The 18,850-nt window shown below is 72.8% G+C and carries 18 protein-coding genes; 8 read left to right on the top strand and 10 right to left on the bottom strand.

What is annotated here, in order from left to right; translation table 11 throughout:
- Window positions 1–20: 20 nt before the first annotated feature.
- From ACSMXR_RS17720 to pdhA, 6 genes are all read right to left on the bottom strand, one after another.
- Window positions 21–1,157 carry a potassium channel family protein gene (locus tag ACSMXR_RS17720; protein ID WP_137229312.1) on the bottom strand — a complete coding sequence of 379 codons (1,137 nt, stop codon included), beginning with the start codon at window positions 1,155–1,157 and terminating at the stop codon, window positions 21–23.
- The gene (locus tag ACSMXR_RS17725; RefSeq protein WP_473172309.1) at window positions 1,115–2,863 is read right to left on the bottom strand and encodes a molybdopterin molybdotransferase MoeA; all 1,749 of its coding nucleotides are present in this window, start codon (window positions 2,861–2,863) and stop codon (window positions 1,115–1,117) included. The genes ACSMXR_RS17720 and ACSMXR_RS17725 overlap by 43 nt, the downstream gene beginning before the upstream one ends.
- The gene (locus ACSMXR_RS17730) at window positions 2,860–3,780 is read right to left on the bottom strand and encodes an NTP transferase domain-containing protein (protein ID WP_473172310.1); all 921 of its coding nucleotides are present in this window, start codon (window positions 3,778–3,780) and stop codon (window positions 2,860–2,862) included. The genes ACSMXR_RS17725 and ACSMXR_RS17730 overlap by 4 nt, the downstream gene beginning before the upstream one ends.
- Before the next feature lie 100 nt (window positions 3,781–3,880).
- On the bottom strand, window positions 3,881–5,305 hold the full coding sequence (locus ACSMXR_RS17735) for a dihydrolipoamide acetyltransferase family protein (protein ID WP_473172311.1): 1,425 nt from the start codon (window positions 5,303–5,305) through the stop codon (window positions 3,881–3,883).
- Window positions 5,305–6,336: an alpha-ketoacid dehydrogenase subunit beta gene (locus ACSMXR_RS17740; protein WP_030626651.1), complete on the bottom strand. Its 1,032-nt coding sequence runs from the start codon at window positions 6,334–6,336 to the stop codon at window positions 5,305–5,307. Before ACSMXR_RS17740 ends, ACSMXR_RS17735 begins: the two co-directional genes overlap by 1 nt.
- Window positions 6,333–7,493 carry a pyruvate dehydrogenase (acetyl-transferring) E1 component subunit alpha gene (gene pdhA, locus ACSMXR_RS17745; RefSeq protein ID WP_218525687.1) on the bottom strand — a complete coding sequence of 387 codons (1,161 nt, stop codon included), beginning with the start codon at window positions 7,491–7,493 and terminating at the stop codon, window positions 6,333–6,335. The genes ACSMXR_RS17740 and pdhA overlap by 4 nt, the downstream gene beginning before the upstream one ends.
- Window positions 7,494–7,769: 276 nt before the next feature.
- Between pdhA and ACSMXR_RS17750 the strand changes: the two genes are divergently transcribed.
- Complete coding sequence (locus ACSMXR_RS17750) at window positions 7,770–8,363, top strand: Lrp/AsnC family transcriptional regulator (protein ID WP_473172394.1); 594 nt, start codon at window positions 7,770–7,772, stop codon at window positions 8,361–8,363.
- 33 nt (window positions 8,364–8,396) lie between these two features.
- Here ACSMXR_RS17750 and ACSMXR_RS17755 read toward each other — a convergent pair whose 3' ends face one another.
- On the bottom strand, window positions 8,397–8,993 hold the full coding sequence (locus ACSMXR_RS17755; protein WP_103511969.1) for a TetR/AcrR family transcriptional regulator: 597 nt from the start codon (window positions 8,991–8,993) through the stop codon (window positions 8,397–8,399).
- Window positions 8,994–9,149: 156 nt separating this feature from the next.
- Between ACSMXR_RS17755 and paaN the strand changes: the two genes are divergently transcribed.
- Entirely contained in the window at window positions 9,150–10,850 is a 1,701-nt protein-coding gene (gene paaN / locus ACSMXR_RS17760; RefSeq protein WP_137229322.1) for a phenylacetic acid degradation protein PaaN, read from the top strand.
- Here paaN and ACSMXR_RS17765 read toward each other — a convergent pair whose 3' ends face one another.
- Genes ACSMXR_RS17765 through ACSMXR_RS17775 form a run of 3 tightly spaced genes read right to left on the bottom strand, consistent with a single transcriptional unit; the run spans window position 10,851 to window position 13,755 of the window.
- The gene (locus tag ACSMXR_RS17765; protein WP_473172312.1) at window positions 10,851–11,570 is read right to left on the bottom strand and encodes a TrmH family RNA methyltransferase; all 720 of its coding nucleotides are present in this window, start codon (window positions 11,568–11,570) and stop codon (window positions 10,851–10,853) included. It abuts the gene before it with no gap.
- A complete protein-coding gene (locus ACSMXR_RS17770) occupies window positions 11,567–12,940 on the bottom strand; it encodes an HTTM domain-containing protein (protein WP_473172313.1) in 1,374 nt (457 codons plus the stop codon). The genes ACSMXR_RS17765 and ACSMXR_RS17770 overlap by 4 nt, the downstream gene beginning before the upstream one ends.
- Window positions 12,937–13,755: a DUF5819 family protein gene (locus ACSMXR_RS17775; protein WP_473172395.1), complete on the bottom strand. Its 819-nt coding sequence runs from the start codon at window positions 13,753–13,755 to the stop codon at window positions 12,937–12,939. The genes ACSMXR_RS17770 and ACSMXR_RS17775 overlap by 4 nt, the downstream gene beginning before the upstream one ends.
- 115 nt (window positions 13,756–13,870) lie before the next feature.
- Here ACSMXR_RS17775 and paaA point away from each other — a divergent pair, with 115 nt between their 5' ends.
- The 6 genes from paaA (at window position 13,871) to ACSMXR_RS17805 (ending at window position 18,840) form a co-directional block, all read left to right on the top strand.
- Window positions 13,871–14,980: a 1,2-phenylacetyl-CoA epoxidase subunit PaaA gene (gene paaA / locus ACSMXR_RS17780; RefSeq protein ID WP_473172314.1), complete on the top strand. Its 1,110-nt coding sequence runs from the start codon at window positions 13,871–13,873 to the stop codon at window positions 14,978–14,980.
- Window positions 14,977–15,267, top strand: a complete 291-nt coding sequence (paaB, locus tag ACSMXR_RS17785) for a 1,2-phenylacetyl-CoA epoxidase subunit PaaB (RefSeq protein ID WP_018489793.1) — start codon at window positions 14,977–14,979, stop codon at window positions 15,265–15,267. Before paaA ends, paaB begins: the two co-directional genes overlap by 4 nt.
- Complete coding sequence (paaC, locus tag ACSMXR_RS17790; protein WP_473172315.1) at window positions 15,264–15,980, top strand: 1,2-phenylacetyl-CoA epoxidase subunit PaaC; 717 nt, start codon at window positions 15,264–15,266, stop codon at window positions 15,978–15,980. The genes paaB and paaC overlap by 4 nt, the downstream gene beginning before the upstream one ends.
- Window positions 15,974–16,471 carry a 1,2-phenylacetyl-CoA epoxidase subunit PaaD gene (paaD, locus tag ACSMXR_RS17795; protein WP_030077129.1) on the top strand — a complete coding sequence of 166 codons (498 nt, stop codon included), beginning with the start codon at window positions 15,974–15,976 and terminating at the stop codon, window positions 16,469–16,471. The genes paaC and paaD overlap by 7 nt, the downstream gene beginning before the upstream one ends.
- The gene (locus ACSMXR_RS17800; RefSeq protein ID WP_381791825.1) at window positions 16,472–17,530 is read left to right on the top strand and encodes a 2Fe-2S iron-sulfur cluster-binding protein; all 1,059 of its coding nucleotides are present in this window, start codon (window positions 16,472–16,474) and stop codon (window positions 17,528–17,530) included.
- Window positions 17,531–17,646: 116 nt separating this feature from the next.
- Entirely contained in the window at window positions 17,647–18,840 is a 1,194-nt protein-coding gene (locus ACSMXR_RS17805; protein ID WP_473172396.1) for an acyl-CoA dehydrogenase family protein, read from the top strand.
- Window positions 18,841–18,850 lie beyond the last annotated feature (10 nt).

Raw genomic sequence — 18,850 nt, forward strand, 5'->3', positions numbered from 1 at the left:
TACTCCGGCCGAGCGTGCGTTCAGGGGCGCGGCGGCGCCGAGTTGTACGGCACGGAGGGCGTGCTGGGGCTCTTGCGGACGATGGTGATGACCCGGTCCGTCAGCTGCAACGGGCTGGCCTGCGGGTCGTCGTAGCCGAGCAGCCGGTGCCCGCGCAGCACACTGACGACGAGGTCCTCCGTCTCCCGTACGTTCTTGCCCACCTCGGCCTTTATGACCGGCCGTTCCACCAGGTCGAGTCCGCTGCCCTGCTGGATCAGGTCCTCCATCACCGTGCCCGCGCTGGGGCTGAGGACGGAGAGGCCGAGCAGCCGGCCGGCGGCGCTGGCGCTGGTGATGACGGCGTCGGCGCCGGACTGCCGGAGGAGAGGCGCGTTCTCCTCCTCGCGCACCGCCGCCACGATCTTCGCCCCGCGGTTCAGCTGGCGCGCGGTCAGGGCCACCAGCACGGCGGTGTCGTCGCGCTGGGTGGCGATGATGACCTGACGGGCCTTCTGGAGCTCGGCGCGGAGCAGGACATCGCTGCGGGTGGCGTCGCCGAGGACACCGGTGAAGCCCTCGGCGTTGGCCGCCTCGATCACCTTGGAGGCCGGATCGACGATGACGATCTGATCCTTCGACAGGCCGGTTGCGCAGAGGGTCAGAATCGCCGAGCGGCCCTTCGTACCGAAACCGACGACGACGGTGTGGTCACGCAAGTTGGATCTCCAACGCTTCAGCCGGAAGTCCTCCCGGGTCCGTTCCGTGAGGACTTCGAGAGTGGTACCGACCAGGATGATCAGGAACATCACGCGCAGCGGTGTCACGAGCACCACATTGATCAGCCGTGCTCCGTCGCTGTACGGCGTGATGTCGCCGTACCCGGTGGTGGAGAGGGTGACCGTCGCGTAGTAGACCGCGTCGAGCAGGTCGACCTTGCCGTCGGCGTTGTCGTTGTAGCCGCTGCGGTCGAGCCAGACGATCAGCACGGTCGCGGCCAGCACGAGCAGCGCCATCAGCAGGCGTTTGCCGACCTGGCGGGCCGGGCCGTCGATGACCCGGCGGGGCAGCATCACCCGGGTCGGCACGACCAGTTCGTCGGCTCGCCTGGCCATCGCATCGTGGCCGGGAAGTTTCACGTGAAACACCCTTCCGTCCACGGCGTCGCCGGGGCCCATGGCAGATCCAGAATCTCCACCTCGGTGCCGGACCGTACCCCGCCCGGCGGCACGACGGCCAACCCGTCCGCCGCGGCGATGCCCCGCAGCATGGCGGGCCCGTTGTAGCGGAGCGGTGCGACATGGTCCCGGCCGCCCGCCCGGCCCGCGCGGTGCACCACGGGGACGAGCCGGGTGTCGTGCGGATGCCCGTGCACCTCGGCATGGACGAGGGCCCGGTACGCGTCCTGGGCGGGGCGGCCCGCGATGCCCGCGAGCAGCGGTTCAGCGAGCGTCAGCAGCCCGGATACGGCCGCGAGCGGATTGCCCGGCAGCCCGACCAGATACGGCCCCTCCGGCGGCCCCTCCGCCTGGCCCTTCATCTGTCCGGGGGCCGGCATTCGCGCCAGCAGCATGGGGTGGCCGGGGCGGACCGCGACCCCGTCCACCAGCAGTTCGGCCCCGAGGGCGTCGAGGACCGGGTGCACATGGTCGACCGGGCCGGAGGCGGTGCCGCCGGTGGTGACGATCAGGTCGGCGGTGGAGGAGGCGAGGGCATCGCGCAGCGCTCCGGCGTCGTCCCCGAGGCGGACGGGCCCGGCGACCTCGGCGCCCAGGGCCCGCAGCCAGGGGCCGAGCATGGGGCCCAGCGCGTCACGGATCAGCCCGTCGTGCGGCAGACCGGCGGCGAGCAGTTCGTCGCCGAGGACGAGGATGTCGACGCGCGGACGGGGCACGGCGGGCACCGCGTCGTACCCGGCGGCCGCGGCGAGGCCGAGCACGGCGGGGGTCACGACCGTCCCGGCGGGAACGAGCTGCTCGCCCGAACGGCACTCCTGGCCGCGGGGCCTGATGTCCTGTCCGGTGACCACGGACCGCCGCGCGTGCAGCAGCCCCTTGGCCTCGTCGGGGTGCGCGTGCTCGCTGCGGATGACCGCCGTGGTGTCGGGCGGTACGCGAGCGCCGGTGGCGATCCGTACGGCGGTGCCGTCGGGCAGCGGGGTGTCCGGGCCCCGTCCGGCGAGGAGCCCCGCCCCGGCCTCGTACGCCCAGGGCCCCGGTCCGGCGACCGCCCAGCCGTCCATGGCCGAGGTGTCGAAGGACGGCAGGTCGGTGAGCGCGCCGAGCGGCTCGGCCAGCACATGGCCCAGCGCCCGGTCGAGCGGCAGCCGGATCGTCGCGGGCGGCCCGGTCCGCCCGGCCCTGGTGGCGACCGCCCGGGCCCGGTCCCAGGACAGCGGCGGGGCCTTCGGCGTGGCCGTCTCGGCGGTCGGCGTGGGTGCTTCGGAGGAGGACCGGTCGGGACGGGGTCGCTGATCGCTTCCGGACGCCTGGGCGGCGGCACGGGAACCGGTCGAACGGCCGCCTGCACGTGGGCCGTTGTCGGACGGGGAGCCGCCGGCTCGGGAGCTGCCGGGCGGGGCGCTCCTGTCCGGGCCGTTTCCGGCCGGGGCGCTCCCGTCCGGGCCGTTGCCGGTCGGGGTGCTGCTGCCCGGGCTACCGCTCGGGCCGCTGCTCACGTCACCGGCGGAGGCGCCGGGAGCGCTGGGCGTGCCGGGGCTGCCGGAAGCGCCGGGGGTGCCGCGACCGCGGCTCGGGCGCAGGGTCGTCCCGCCGACCAGGGCGAGCGCCTGCTCGACGGCCCGCTCCTCCTCCTCGCGTGCGAGGTCGCGGCCGTCGCCGCCGTCGCCGCCGGGCTCACGGTGCGGCCCGTCGGGGCCGGTCATGGTGTCCCGGTCCCCTCGCGGCCCGCGTCGGGCTTCGCCCCGCCCGCCGCATCGCCTCCCGCGCTCGCCGCCGTCTCCGCCTCCCAGCGCAGAGCGAGGGCGGTGGCCTTGCGAGCGGCCTCCGCGACCGCCGCGGCGGCCTCGTCGGGCCCCGCGCCGGCGCTCGCCCTGGCCGCCGCGTACCCGACCAGGAAGGTCGTGAGCGGAGCAGCGGGCCGGGCGACTCCGTGCGCGGCGTCACGGGCGAGGTCGAGCAGGACACCGGTGTCGACGTCGAGGTCGATACCCAGTTCGTTCTTGACCGAGGTGATCCATTCGTCCAGCACGGCCCCATGCTCCCTGATCCGGGCTCTGGCGGCAGCGATGTCGTCCCAAGTGTCGCAGTCGAACGCGGCGTCGGGGCCCGCCTCGACCCGGGCGAGGTCCAGCTCCGCCGTCAGGAGCCGGAGCGGCAGCCCGGCGAGGCTTCCGTGCTCGGTGGCGATCAGGGCCAGCTCCCGGCGGAGCGGCTCGGCGCGATAGGCGGCCACGAGCGGCTGGTCGCGCCCGTCGGGGTCGGTGCACAGGGCCCCTTCCCGGCCGGTCTCTCCGGCGGCGGCGAGCAGGGCGTCGACCGTCCCCGGGCCGAGAAACGGAAGGTCGGCGGAGAGCACGAGCACGCGCTCCGCCGTCGTCAGCCGCAGACCCGCGCCCAGCGCCGCCAACGGGCCGCCGCCCTCGGGCACTTCCCGGGTCCAGACGACCGGCCGGGCGGTGGCCCGACGACCGCCCACCACGACGGTCCGGGCCGCGCCGGCGCAGGCCGCGAGGACCCGGTCGAGCAGCGCCCGGCCGCCCACCCGGACTCCTGGCTTGTCGGCGCCGCCGAGCCGCTTCGCGGCCCCGCCGGCAAGGACGATCACGTCATAGGCGGTCATACGTCGAGTATGGGCGGCGCCCCGGAGCGACGCCCCCGCCGGGGTGGGTGGAAGACCCGCACCCGGCGGGGGCGCGTCGGTGACGACGCCGGATGTACGGCTACAGGGTGCGCAGCAGCACCGCCGGCTGCTCCACGCAGTCCGCCACATACCGGAGGAAGCCGCCCGCCGTTCCGCCGTCGCACACCCGGTGGTCGAAGGTGAGGGACAGCTGGACGACCTGACGTACGGCCAGTTCGCCCCGGTGCACCCAGGGCTTGGGCATGATCCGGCCGACGCCGAGCATCGCCGCTTCCGGGTGGTTGATGATCGGCGTCGAACCGTCGACCCCGAACACCCCGTAGTTGTTCAGCGTGAACGTGCCCCCGGTCAGCTGGGCCGGGCTCAGCTTCCCGGTCCGCGCCAGCTCGGTCAGCCGGGCGATCTCGGCCCCGATCGACTCGGCGTTACGGGTGTGCGCGTCCCGGACGACCGGAACGACGAGGCCCCGCTCGGTCTGGGCCGCGAACCCGAGGTGCACGCCGGGCAGCCGGACGATCTCCCGGGCCGCCGTGTCCACGGTGGCGTTGAGCTCGGGGAACCGGGCCAGCGCCGCCGTGCAGATCCGCGCCAGCAGGGCCAGGACCGACACCTTGGGTCCGGCGGACGGGCCCGTGGCGGCGTTCATCGCGGCCCGGACCGCCATCAGTTCGGTGGCGTCGGCGTCGACCCAGCAGGTGGCGTCCGGGATCTCGGTCCGGCTGCGCGACAGCTTGTCGGCGACCGCTCCGCGCACCCCGCGCAGCGGGATCCGCTCGGCGTCCGAAGCGGCGGCCACGCCGTTCGGGGCCGCGACCACGGCCGCCACCGGCGTCTGGACCCGGGCCGTCGCCGCCGCGGTCTCCTCCACCGTCCGGATCGCCCGGTCGACGTCGGCGCGCAGGATCAGCCCGTCCGGACCCGAACCCGCCAGCCGCCGCAGATCGATGTCGTGCTGCCGGGCCAGTCGGCGTACCAGCGGAGAGACCACCGGCACGGGGCCCTCATGCACCGGGGCTTCGGCAACCAGAACCTCGGCCACCGGGGCCGCGACCACCGGAGCGACGGAGACCGGAGCATCGGCCACCGCCCGGTCGAGCCGGTCCGGGCGAATACGCCGACGGCGTGCCGCCGGTGCGCCGGTCCCGTACCCCACGAGCACGTTCCCCGAGCCGCCCGAGGACTCCGTGCCGGAGCCGGAGGAGGGGGAGGAGGGGAGGGAAGAGGAAGGGGAGGGGGCGGAGCCGGAAGACCCCTCCGCCGCTCCGACGGCGACCGTCAGCAGCGGTGCGCCGACGGGAAGTTCCGTGCCCTCCTCGCCGAACCGCGCGGTCACCACACCCCCGTAGGGGCAGGGCACCTCCACCATGGCCTTGGCCGTCTCGACCTCGACGACGGGCTGGTCGATGGCGACGACGTCGCCGACCTCCACCAGCCAGCGGACGATCTCCGCCTCGGTCAGTCCCTCACCGAGGTCCGGCAGCTTGAATTCCAGCACCTGGGCCATCAGCTGTCCGCCTCCCACTGCAGCCGGGCCACCGCGTCGAGCACCCGGTCCACTCCCGGCAGATGGTGCCGCTCCAGCATGGGCGGCGGATAGGGGATGTCGAACCCGGCCACCCGCAGCACCGGGGCCTCCAGATGGTGGAAGCACCGCTCGGTGATCCGGGCCGCGATCTCACCGCCGGGGCCTCCGAAGCCGGGGGATTCATGGACGACGACCGCGCGCCCGGTGCGCCGCACCGAAGCGGCCACCGTCTCGTCGTCGAACGGCACCAGCGAACGCAGGTCCACCACTTCGAGGTCCCAGCCCTCGGCGACCGCCGCTTCGGCAGCCTCCATACAGACCGGCAGCGAGGGCCCGTACGTGATCAGCGTGGCGCTGCGGCCGGAGCGGCGCACCACCGCCCTGCCGATCGGCTCGACCGCGGCGGGGGCCTCGGGCGACCAGTCGGCCTTGGACCAGTAGAGCCGCTTCGGCTCCAGGAACACCACCGGGTCGTCCGAGGCGATCGACTGCCGCAGCAGCCCGTACGCGTCCTCGACCGTGGCCGGGGTGACGACGTGCAGACCGGGGGTGGCCATGTAGTACGCCTCGGAGGAGTCGCTGTGGTGCTCGACCCCGCCGATGCCGCCGCCGTACGGCACCCGCACGGTGATGGGCAGCGGCATGGCCCCGCCGGTGCGGTTGCGCATCTTGGCGACATGGCTCATCAGCTGCTCGAACGCCGGATAGGCGAACGCGTCGAACTGCATCTCCACCACGGGCCGCAGCCCGTACATCGCCATGCCGACGGCCGCGCCGAGGATGCCCGCCTCGGCCAGCGGGGTGTCGGTGCAGCGGTCGTCGCCGAACTCCTTCGCCAGCCCGTCGGTGATCCGGAAGACCCCGCCGAGCGTGCCCACGTCCTCACCGAGCACATGGACCGTGGGGTCCTCGGCCATCGAGTCGCGCAGCGCCCGCCCGAGGGCCTGCGCCATCGTCGCCGGTTTCGCCTTCGCCGTACGTCCGCCGGCCGTCGCTGCCGCGGTGGTCATCGTCCTGCCTCCGCGCTGTGCTCGTCGTGGTCCTGCTCGGCGTCCAGCTCGGCGCGCAGAGCCTCGGCCTGCTCCCGGAGCTGGCTGGTCTGCTCGGCGTAGACATGGGTGAAGAGGTCCATCGGGGTCAGCTCCGGATCGGCGTTCATCCGGTCGCGCAGGGCGGCGGCCATGCGTTCGGCGGCCTCCTTCGCCTGCTCGATGCCCGCGTCGTCCAGCAGCCCGCGCTCCGTCAGCTCGCGCTCCAGGAGCCGTACCGGGTCGTGCGCCTTCCAGGCCTCGACCTCGCTGTCGACCCGGTAGCGGGTGGCGTCGTCGGCGTTGGTGTGGGCTTCCATGCGGTAGGTGACCGCCTCGACCAGCGTCGGGCCCTCGCCACGCCGGGCCCGGGCCACGGCCTCGCTCAGCACCTGGTGCACCGCGGCGGCGTCGTTGCCGTCGACGAGGCGGCCCGGCATTCCGTATCCGACGGCCTTGTGGGCCAGGGAGGGGGCGGCGGTCTGCTTGGCCAGCGGAACGGAGATCGCGAAGCCGTTGTTCTGGACGAAGAAGACGACCGGGGCCTTCCAGACGGCCGCGAAGTTCAGCGCCTCGTGGAAGTCGCCCTCGCTGGTGCCGCCGTCGCCGACCATGGCGAGCGCCACCACGTCGTCGCCCTTGAGCCGGGCGGCGTGCGCCAGCCCCACGGCGTGCGGGAGCTGGGTGGCGAGCGGGGTGCACAGCGGGGCGATGCGGTGCTCGCGCGGGTCGTAGCCGGTGTGCCGGTCGCCGCGCAGCAGGGTCAGCGCCTCGACCGGGTCCAGACCGCGCGCGACGGCGGCCAGCGTGTCGCGGTAGCTGGGGAAGAGCCAGTCGCGCTCCTCCAGGACCAGGGCGGCGGCGATCTCGCACGCCTCCTGGCCGGTGCTCGACGGGTAGACCGCCAGTCGGCCCTGCTTCGTCAGCGCGGTCGCCTGGGCGTTGTAGCGGCGCCCGCGGACCAGCTCGGCGTGGAGCCGCAGCAACAGCTCGGGGTCGACGTCGGCGACCGCGTCCGTACCGAGCACCCGGTAGGGCTCCGGGTCCGGGAGCAGCGGGGCGGGGTCGGTGATCGGCTTCCAGGCCGGGGGCGGCGTGGGCCGGTAGGCGGCCGCGCCGGGCAGCTCTTGGACCGTCATGAGAAGCACCTCCTGGCATCGAGGGAGATCGAGGGGTGTCGATCGGCGGTTTCGGGTCGATCGGCGGTGTCGATGGGTGTCGATGGTGTCGATCGGGAGCGAGACATCGAGGGCTGGGCGAGGCACGGGTGTGGTGTGCCTCACCTACCGATTGTTCGGTCGCGGGCGCATTTTGGCTACAGGCGCCGCCAGCCTGTGGACAAACGGTTCTCCACAGCCTGGGATGGGTACAGGTCGTCCACGACAGGGAGGCGCGGGCCGATGGCAGCTGAACAAATGGCCGACAAGGGCGAGGAGCAGGGCCAGACCCGCCCGGCCTCGCCCACCGCGACGCCGCCCGGCGCGGCACCGTCGGCCGCCGCCCCCGCCGGCCCCGCGCCGGAACCGGCCGCTGTTCCGCCCGCCCGGCCGCTGGACGCCATCGACCGCGACATCCTGCGGATCCTCCAGACGGACGGCCGCGCCTCGATACGGTCCGTGGCCGAACGGGTCCACGTCTCGCGCGCCAACGCCTACGCCCGGATCAACCGGCTCGTCGAGGACGGGGTGATCCGTGGCTTCGGCGCCCGGGTCGACCACGAGCGGGCGGGCCAGGGGGCATCCGCGTACATCACGCTCAAGATCGTGCAGAACTCCTGGCGCACCGTGCGCGAACAGCTCCAGGCGCTGCCCGGGGCCACGCACATCGCGCTGGTCAGCGGCGACTTCGACGTACTGCTGCTGGTGCACACGCCGGACAACCGGGCACTGCGCGAACTGGTCCTCACCCGGATCCAGTCCATCCCCGAGGTGCTCTCCACGCGCACCCTGCTGGTGTTCGAGGAGACGGACCTCGGCCCGCGCCCGGACCGGCCGGCCGAACTCGCCTGATCTCACCTACGGGCAGGGTGACGGGCGGCGGGCTCAGCGGCCGTTCGCCCGCATCCCCTCGAAGGCCAGCTGGACGACCGTGTCCGCGAGCTGTTCCTCGCCCGGGAAACCGCCCGGCTGCGGCCGGTACCACTCGACCAGCGAGTTCACCATGCCGAACAGCAGCCGGGTCGCCAGCCGTATGTCCACGTCCGCCCGGAGATCGCCCTCGGCGACCGCCGCCTGGAGCAGCTCGGAGACCCGCTGGTCGAACTCGCGGCGGCGCTCCAGCGCCCAGCGCTCCGTCTTCGTGTTGCCGCGCACCCGCAGCAGCAGGGTGACGTAGGGGACCTCGGCCATCAGCACGTCGACGGTCCGGCGCGTGACGTACTCGACCCGCTCGACCGCGCGCCCGCGCTGCGCCCCCGGCTCGTCGAGGATCGCGAAGAGTCCGTCGAGCGCCCGGCTCACGGCCCGGCGCAGCAGCTCCTCCTTGCCCGCCACATGGTGGTAGATGGAGGATTTCGAGATGCCCGCCGCCCGGGAGAGATGCTCCATGGACGTGCCGTCGTAGCCGCGCTCGTTGAACACACGGACGGCGACGGTGAGCAGGGTCTCCGGTGTGTACGTGTCCCGCTTGGCCGTGGTCATGTGCGCGATCCTCCCCCATGAGGGATCAGCCCCGCACAGGCGGGGACCATCGAAGTTGTCCACAGGTTTCCCGGGGCCCCTTGTCCCGACCGATCGTTCGGTTACTCTAACTCCGTCCGTACGTCCCCGCCCGGCTCGATGAGGAGTTGGTCCGCCATGGCCGCCGCGCTCACCCCCCAGCAGCTGTCCGAGACCCACCGGCCCACGCTCGACCAGGCCCTCGACGTGATCAGTACCCGCGCGTACTGGTCACCGCACCCCGAGCACCCGAAGGCGTACGGCGAGGGCGGCGCCCCGGGCAGCCTGGGAGCGGCCGAGGGCAAGGCCGCCTTCGACGCGCTGCTGAACACCCGGTTCGACCTGGGGCAGCCCGGCACCGACGGCTGGACCGGCGGCGAGGTCTCGCCGTACGGACCGGAGCTCGGCGTCGAGTATCCGCACGCCGACCTGGACGTCCTGCTGCCGGCGATGCGGGCCGGCACGGGCGCCTGGCGGGCGGCGGGACCGGAGATCCGGGCCCTGGTCTGTCTGGAGATCCTGTCGCGGATCAGCGCCCGCACCCACGAGCTGGCCCACGCGGTGATGCACACGAGCGGCCAGGCCTTCATGATGGCGTTCCAGGCGGGCGGCCCGCACGCCCAGGACCGCGGCCTGGAGGCCGTGGCGTACGCCTACCGTGAGCAGGTCCGCACCCCGGAGACCGCCGACTGGTCCAAGCCCCAGGGCAAGCGCGATCCGCTGAAGCTGCACAAGTCGTTCATCACGTCGGGTCGCGGCGTCGCGCTGGTCATCGGCTGCAACACCTTCCCCACGTGGAACGGCTATCCGGGCCTCTTCGCCTCGCTCGCCACGGGCAACCCGGTGCTGGTCAAGCCGCACCCCCGCGCCGTGCTGCCGCTGGCCCTCACGGTGTCCATCGCCCGCGAGGTGCTGAGCGAGGCGGGCTTCGACCCGAATCTGGTCGCGCTGGCCGCTGAGCGGCCCGGCGAGGGCATCGCCAAGACCCTCGCGGTCCGCCCCGAGATCCGGATCATCGACTACACCGGATCCACCGCCTTCGGCGACTGGCTGGAGGAGAACGCCCGCCAGGCCCAGGTCTACACCGAGAAGGCCGGCGTCAACACGATCGTCGTCGACTCCACCGACGACTACCGGGGCATGCTCGCCAACCTGGCGTTCTCGCTCTCGCTGTACAGCGGCCAGATGTGCACCACCCCGCAGAACCTGCTGATCCCCCGGGACGGCATCGCCACCGACGACGGCGCCAAGTCCTACGACGACGTGGTCGCCGACCTCGCGGCCGCCGTCACCGGGCTGCTCGGCGACGACGCCCGCGCGGCCGCCCTGCTCGGCGCGCTGGTCAACCCGGACGTCAGGGGCCGGGTGGAGGCGGCGGGAGAGCTCGGCGAGGTGGCACTGGCCTCGCGGACGGTCGCGAACGCCGAATTCCCCGACGCGGTCGTCCGTACGCCGGTCGTCGTGAAGCTCGACGGCACCAAGCCCGACGACGGCGCGGCGTACCTCTCGGAGTGCTTCGGGCCGGTCTCCTTCGCCGTCGCCGTCGAGTCGACGTCCGCCGCCCTGGACCTGCTCCGCCGCACGATCCGCGACAAGGGGGCGATGACGGTCGGCGCCTACACCACCTCCCCCGAGGTGGAGCGGGCGATCGAGGACGTCTGCCTGGACGAGTCGGCCCAGCTCTCGCTGAACCTGACCGGTGGGGTCTACGTCAACCAGACCGCCGCCTTCTCCGACTTCCACGGCTCCGGCGGCAACCCCGCCGCGAACGCGGCGCTGTGCGACGGGGCCTTCGTCGCCAACCGCTTCCGGGTGGTGGAGGTCCGCCGCCAGGCGTGACTAGCGGGTCTCTCGCGGGTCCGGGACGTCGGCGTAGCGCTGCACCCACGCGTGCATCGCGATGGCCGCGGCGGCGCCGGCGTTGATGGACCGGGTCGAGCCGAACTGCGCGATCGAGCACACCATCGTGGCGTGCTTCCGCGCCTCCTCGGTCAGGCCCGGGCCCTCCTGCCCGAACAGCAGGACGCACCGGCGCGGCAGCTCGGTGCGCTCCAGCGGTACGGCGCCGGGGAGGTTGTCGATCCCGATGATCGGCAGCCCCTCGGCCGCCGCCCAGGCGGTCAGGTCCGCCGTGTCGGGGTGGTGGCGCACATGCTGATAGCGGTCGGTGACCATGGCGCCGCGCCGGTTCCAGCGGCGGCGGCCCACGATGTGGATCTCCTTGGCGAGGAAGGCGTTGGCGGTCCGCACCACCGAGCCGATGTTGAAGTCGTGGCCCCAGTTCTCCACGGCCACATGGAAGTCGTGCCGCCGCAGGTCGAGATCGGCGACGATCGCCTCCCGCGTCCAGTAGCGGTAGGCGTCGCCGACGTTGCGCCGGTCGCCCTGGGCCAGCAGCTCGGGGTCGTAGCGCTCGCCCTCGGGCCAGGGCAGCGGGTGCGGCCCGACGCCGATCGTCTGACCGTAGCCGTCGTCGTACTGGAGAGGCTCCGTGGCGAGGGGCTCTGTCAGGAGAGGCTCCGCCGGGGGCTGCTGGGTTCTGCCGGTCTCACTGCTCACCCGACGAGAGTATGGCCCCCGCCGCCGCCCTGGAGCCGGGGCTCCTCCGTACCGCCGGGACCGTCCTTCGCCGGACCGGCCGCCGACCGGCCATCGGACCCGTCGTCGGCACCGGACCGCCCGGGCTTCCCCGGCATACGGGACCGGCCGGGCAGCCCGGCGAGCAGCCGGCGCCTGCCGGTCCCGGCGCGGGCGCCCAGCCATACGAGGAAGGCCGTCGGCAGGAACACCGCGTCGGCCGCGATCATCGCCATGGAGAAGAACGGCAGCCCGAGCAGCAGGGCGATCCCCGCGTGCTCGCAGATCATCGCGACCAGCAGGACGTTCTTGACCCGCCGGTTGAACAGCGTGAACGGAAAGGCGACCTGGACGATGACCGTGCCGTACGTCAGCACCATCACCATCAGCCCGCTGGCGCCCAGGATGTCCGACAGAGCGGGCCACGGGGTGAAGTAGTCGAGGTTCAGCGGGTAGTAGAGCGCTGTGCCGTCCTGCCAGCGCGAGCCCTGGATCTTGTACCAGCCGGCGGTCGCGTAGATCAGACAGACCTCGGCCATGATCACGGCGAGCGTGGCGTTGTGCGCGAGGTTGGCCAGGACGTCGAGCAGGGTGCGGGGCTCGCTCTGCGGCAGATAGCGGTTCACGGCCCACCAGGCGGCGGCGGAGAGCCAGATCACCCAGAGCAGGGTCGGCAGCCACCAGGTGCCGCCGAGCCCGCCCATCAGCGTGGCCGTCACGAGGACGGGACCGAGGAGCACCCAGAACACCGGGCCCACGATGTCCCGCAGCGGCGGCAGACCGGCCGCCGCGCGCTGCGCGTCGCGCGCCGCACGACGGGCGTCCAGCGACCAGACCTGGGCGCAGCGCGTCAGCACCAGGTAGATCGCCATGAGGTGGACGACGTTGTCGCCGCCGTCGCCCATGAAGATGCTGCGGTTCTGCACCGAGAGCACGCCGACCATGAAGAGGACGGACATGGTCCGGGTCCGCCAGCCGAGCATCAGCGCCGCCGCGGACAGCAGGGTGAGGACGTACACCGCCTCGAACCAGACCGTGCTGTCGGTCCACATGAGGACGGAGAAGGCCTCGTTGCCGTTAATCAGCTGACGGGCCAGGTCCCAGTGCCACGGGCTGTCCGGGCCGTACAGCTCATGGCGGTGCGGCAGCTCGCGCAGCAGGAAGAAGAGATAGGTGGCGGCGAAGCCGATCCGGACGACGGCGCTCTGGTACGGGCCGAGGGCCGAGGCGGTGACGCGCTGAAGGGCGCGGGCCGGTCCGCTGCCTGGCACGCCGGAGCGGGGGCCACCGGGGCGGGGGGTCGTGGGCTGCTGAGCCGCGTCCTGCGGGGTCGCGGGCGGGGGGACGGTCACCGGTTCTCCTCCACACCGTGCGCCGCTTCGCGCTGGTCGGCTTCGCGCTCGGGAAGATCGTCCGGGGTCACGGTCCACCAGGGGAGTACGCGGTGGACGGGCCGGGTGCTGATCTTCTCGTTGCTCCACGGGGGCGGGGCGATGGAGCTGGTGGCGGAGCGGAGCTGGATGCGTTCGATCGTGCCGCCGTAGTCACGCTCGCTCAGCCGCAGCATCGCGATGCGCCGCACGTAGCGCTCGGAGAGATCGCCGCGCAGGCCGTTGGGGCGGTTCTCGCTGTCGTGGGAGTTGACGTAGAAGTCCCAGCCCCGGCGGAGCTCGTTCTGGGCCACATGGCTGGGGAAGAGGCTGCCGCGTATCGCTTCGCCGTCCTCATGGGTGAGGTTCATCCACCTCGTGGTGTGGCGGCCGTCGGCCCCCACCACATCGGCCCGCACATGGACAGCGACGTTCTGCTGGAGCGGGTTGGGCGCGAAGAGCTTCCAGTTCTGCTCGAACTCCGGGTAGATCCAGCGGTCGATCGACTTCCCGTGCTGCTTGGTCAGCGTGTTGGACGGGGCGACGTGCAGGAACACCATGGCCACCTGGGTGCAGGCGAGCAGCCCGATCAGGGACAGCGCCAGGGCCGCGACCACCTGGTAGGGGAAGGAGAGTCCCGCTATGCCCCGGCCGGTCTCCGAGGGCTCCGCCACCGGTGCCGAGGGCGTCGGCGGTATGCCTTCGGGGGTGTTTCGCGCTTCCGCCGGCCGGTTCAACGCCTGCGGCCAGGCGTCCTTCCCCCCGCCCGCAGAGCTCCTGTCGTGGTCCGAATCCATCCCGCCCCGCTCACCGTCGATCACCACTCAGTTATCCACAGGGTTGACACCCTACGGGCCTCCGACTCACCATTGAAGTCAAGGAACCGAACGATCGGTCGGTAGGGAGCCCGGGATGGCGGCAGTGACTGCGGACCAGACGACGCAGAAGACGCTCGGCACGGCGGATGCGGTGGACGCGGCGGACGCGGACCGCCTCGCGGCCTTCGACGCGACGGTGGCGGCGGACGAGCGGATCGAGCCGCGGGACTGGATGCCCGACGCCTACCGCGCGACGCTGGTCCGCCAGATGGCCCAGCACGCCCACTCCGAGATCATCGGCATGCAGCCCGAGGCCAACTGGATCACCCGGGCGCCCTCGCTGCGCCGCAAGGCGATCCTCATGGCCAAGGTGCAGGACGAGGCGGGCCACGGCCTGTATCTCTACAGCGCCGCCGAGACCCTGGGCACCAGCCGCGAGGAGCTGCTCGACAAGCTGCACGCGGGCCGCCAGCGCTATTCGTCGATCTTCAACTACCCCACGCTGACCTGGGCCGACGTCGGCGCGATCGGCTGGCTGGTGGACGGGGCGGCGATCACCAACCAGGTGCCGCTCTGCCGCTGCTCCTACGGCCCGTACGCCCGCGCGATGGTCCGCATCTGCAAGGAGGAGTCCTTCCACCAGCGCCAGGGGTACGAGCTGCTGCTCGCCCTCAGCCGTGGCACCGAGGCCCAGCACGCCATGGCCCAGGACGCGGTGAACCGCTGGTGGTGGCCCTCCCTGATGATGTTCGGCCCGCCCGACGACGCCTCCTCGCACTCCGAGCAGTCCATGGCCTGGAAGATCAAGCGGCACTCCAACGACGAGCTGCGCCGGCGCTTCGTGGACATCTGCGTGCCCCAGGCCGAGGCGCTGGGCCTGGAGCTCCCGGACCCCGACATCCGGTGGAACGAGGAGCTGGGCCGGCACGACTTCGGCGCGATCGACTGGGCCGAGTTCCAGGCGGTCCTCAAGGGCAACGGCCCCTGCAACGAACAGCGCATCACCCAGCGGCGCACGGCCCACGAGGAAGGCGCCTGGGTCCGGGACGCGGCAGCCGCGTACGCCGCCAAGCACGCCCCGGCCGGAGCACCCGCCGCCTCGCGGGCACAGACACCGGCACCGGCACCGGCATCGGCATCGGCATCGGCATCGGCATCGGCACAGAACAGCGCGTCCGCGCAGCATGTGGAGGAGACGGCATGAGCAGCTCGACCGACTGGCCCCTGTGGGAGGTGTTCGTGCGCTCGCGGCGCGGACTGTCCCACACCCATGCGGGCAGCCTGCACGCGCCGGACGCCGAGATGGCCCTGCGCAACGCCCGTGACCTCTACACCCGCCGCTCGGAGGGCGTCTCGATCTGGGTGGTCCCGTCCACCGAGATCACCGCGTCCTCCCCCGACGAGAAGGACTCCTTCTTCGAGCCGGCCGCCGACAAGCCCTACCGCCACCCGACGTTCTACGAGATCCCGGACGGGGTGAAGCACCTGTGAGCGCCGCACTCGCCCTCGGCGACGACGCGCTGGTGCTCTCGCACCGGCTGGGGGAGTGGGCCGGTCACGCCCCCGTCCTGGAGGAGGAGGTGGCGCTCGCCAACATCGCCCTGGACCTGCTGGGACAGGCGCGGGTGCTGCTCTCCCTCGTCGGCGACGAGGACGAGCTCGCCTACCTCCGCGAGGAGCGCGCCTTCCGCAACCTCCAGCTGGTCGAGCAGCCGAACGGGGACTTCGCCCACACCATCGCCCGGCAGCTCTACTTCTCGGTGTACCAGCACCTGCTGTACGAGCGTCTCGCGGCCGGGGACGGCGAGTTCGGCGGCCTGGCGACCAAGGCCGTCAAGGAGGTGGCCTACCACCGTGACCACGCCGAGCAGTGGGTCCTGCGGCTCGGCGACGGCACCGAGGAGAGCCTCCGCCGGATGCAGAGCGGCCTGGACGCGCTGTGGCGGTTCACCGGCGAGATGTTCCAGCCGGTCGAAGGGCTCGACGCCCCGGACTCCGGTGTCGACTGGCAGGCCCTGCAGAGCGGTTGGCTCGACGCCGTCACCGAGGTCGTCGAGCGGGCCGGTCTGACCCTCCCCGCGGGCCCGCGGTCCGGGGGCTGGGCGGCGGGCGCGGGCCGGCAGGGTCTGCACACCGAGCCGTTCGGCCGCATGCTCGCCGAGATGCAGCATCTGCACCGCAGTCATCCGGGGGCGTCATGGTGACCGACACCCTGCTGGAGGCGGAGCTGCGCGGCCTCGCCGGTTCCGTGCCGGACCCCGAGCTCCCGGTGCTGACCCTGGCGGAGCTCGGCGTCCTGCGGGACGTGCGGGTGGACGGCCCCGGCCGGGTGACCGTGCACCTCACCCCGACCTACACCGGCTGCCCGGCGATCGAGGCGATGTCCGCCGACATCGAGCGGGTGCTGCACGACCACGGCGTGCCCGAGGTCTCCGTGGTCACGGTCCTGGCGCCGGCCTGGTCGACGGACGACATCAGCGCCGAAGGCCGTCGCAAGCTCGCCGAGTTCGGCATAGCCCCGCCGCGCGCCCACAGCGCGGACGGCGGCCCCGTGCCGCTGACGCTCTCGGTGCGCTGCCCGCACTGCGGCTCCACGGACACGGAACTGCTCAGCCGGTTCTCCTCCACGGCGTGCAAGGCCCTGCGCCGCTGCGTCGCCTGCCGCGAACCGTTCGACCACTTCAAGGAGTTGTAGATGTTCCATCCGCTCCGGGTCAGCGCGATCGAACGGATCACGGACGACGCGGTGGCCGTCACCTTCGCCGTGCCCGCCGAGCTGCGCGAGACCTTCCGCCACACCCCCGGCCAGCATCTGAACGTGCGCTTCACCGTGGACGGCCAGGAGATCCGCCGCTCCTACTCGATCTGCGCACCCGCCACCGAGCAGCCCGGCGAACCGGTGCTGCGCGTGGGCATCCGCGGGGTCGAGGGCGGGGCGTTCTCCACGTACGCCCTGAAGGAACTGGCGGTCGGGGACCAGGTGGAGGCCATGCCTCCGATGGGCCGCTTCGTCCTGAAGCCGCGCCCGGGCCTGTTCGCCGCGGTGGTCGGCGGCAGCGGCATCACCCCGGTGCTGTCGATGGCGGCCACCCTGCTCGGCCGTGAGCCGGCCGCCCGGTTCTGTCTGATCCGCAGCGACCGCACGGCGGCCTCGACGATGTTCCTCGACGAGGTGGCCGACCTCAAGGACCGCTATCCGGACCGCTTCCAGCTGGTCACCGCGCTCTCCCGGGAGGAGCAGTCGGCCGGGCTCCCCTCCGGGCGGCTCGACGCCGAACGGCTCACCGGTCTGCTGCCCGCCGTGCTCCCGGTGCCGGAGGTGGACGGCTGGTTCCTGTGCGGACCGCTCGGCCTCGTACGGGGCACGGAAAAGGCCCTGAAAGCGCTCGGCGTCGACCGTTCGCGGGTCCACCAGGAGATCTTCCACGTCGACGAAGGCCCCACCGATGTGACGGTGGTCAAGGTCGCCGCACCGTCCGACGCCCTGCTGACGGCCACCCTCCACGGCCGTTCGGGCAGCTGGCCGGTGCAGGACTCCGAATCCCTGCTGGAGACGGTGCTGCGCAGCCGTGCGGACGCTCCGTACGCCTGCAAGGGAGGGGTGTGCGGGACCTGCCGGGCCTTCCTCGTATCGGGCGAGGTCCGGATGGAGCGCAACTTCGCGCTGGAGCCGGAGGAGACCGGGGCGGGCTTCGTGCTGGCCTGCCAGTCGCATCCGCTCACCCCGGAGGTGGAGCTCGACTTCGACCGCTGAGGCGGCTAAGGCAGCTGACGCAGCCCTCGGGCCGCCGCACACTGTTCCCTTCCCGTAGAACCTGTTCTATCTTGACGACCCGTCAGGTCGTCGATGGTCAACGGGAGGCCGGGACAGTGGACTTCACCTTCACCGAGGAACAGCAGGCGGCCGTCGAGGCGGCCAGGGCCGTCTTCTCGGACGTCGCACCCGACCGCGCGCCCAGCCCCGCCCTGACCCCGAGGGCGGTGGCGGAAGACATCGACCGACAGCTCTGGCACGAGCTGGCGCGCACGGACCTGCTCGGGCTCACGCTGTCGCCGGAGCACGGGGGCGCGGGCCTGGACCCGATCGCGCTCTGCCTGGTCCTGCGGGAGTCGGCCAAGGTGCTGGCCAGGGTCCCGTTGCTGGAGAGCTGTGCGGTGGCGATGGCCATCGAACGGTACGGCGACCGCACCCTAGCGGCGGAGCTGCTGCCCCGGGCCGGGCGGGGCGAACTGATCCTGACCGTCGGCGCCAACGGGCGCAGCGGCCACGATCCGGCCGAACTCGCCGTCTCCGCACGGCCGTACGGCGAGGAGGACGGGGCCGCCGGCAGCAAGGGCGACGGGGAGACCGACGGCCCGGCCGACGGCTCCGGCTGGGTGCTCGACGGGGTGCAGTCCGCGGTTCCCTGGGCCCAGGTGGCCGACTGGATCGCCGTGCCCGCGCACACCGCCGGGGGCAGGACGGTCCTCGCCCTCGTGCCCCGTACCCGCGCCGGCGTCACCCTGGCGGACCAGGTCTCCACCAGCGGTGAACGACTGGCCGAGGTCCGGCTCGACGCGGTCCGTGTGGCGGCCCGCGAGCTAATCGACGCGGCGGACTGCTGGGAGTGGCTGCGGTCCCTGCTCACCACGGGAACCTGCGCGCTCGCGCTCGGGCTGGGCGAGCGGGTGCTCGCGATGACCGCCGAATACACCGGCAGGCGCGAGCAGTTCGGGTTCCCGGTCGCCACGTTCCAGGCGGTGGCGGTCCAGGCCGCCGACCGGTACATCGATCTGCGGGCGATGGAGGCGACGCTCTGGCAGGCCGCCTGGCGGATCTCCACCGACGCCGGGGGCCCGCTGCCCGCCGCGGGCGATGTCGCCGTGGCGAAGATCTGGGCATCCGACGGCGTCCGCCGCGTCGTGCAGACCGCCCAGCATCTGCACGGTGGCTTCGGCGCGGACACCGACTACCCGCTGCACCGCTTCCACGCCTGGGCGAAACAGATCGAGCTCTCCCTCGGGCCGGCCGCGGCCCATGAGGAGGCGCTGGGCGACCTGCTGGCCGCCCATCCGCTCGGCTGAACCCGCGGGG

The organism is Streptomyces sp. DSM 106670 (genome assembly GCF_055792845.1).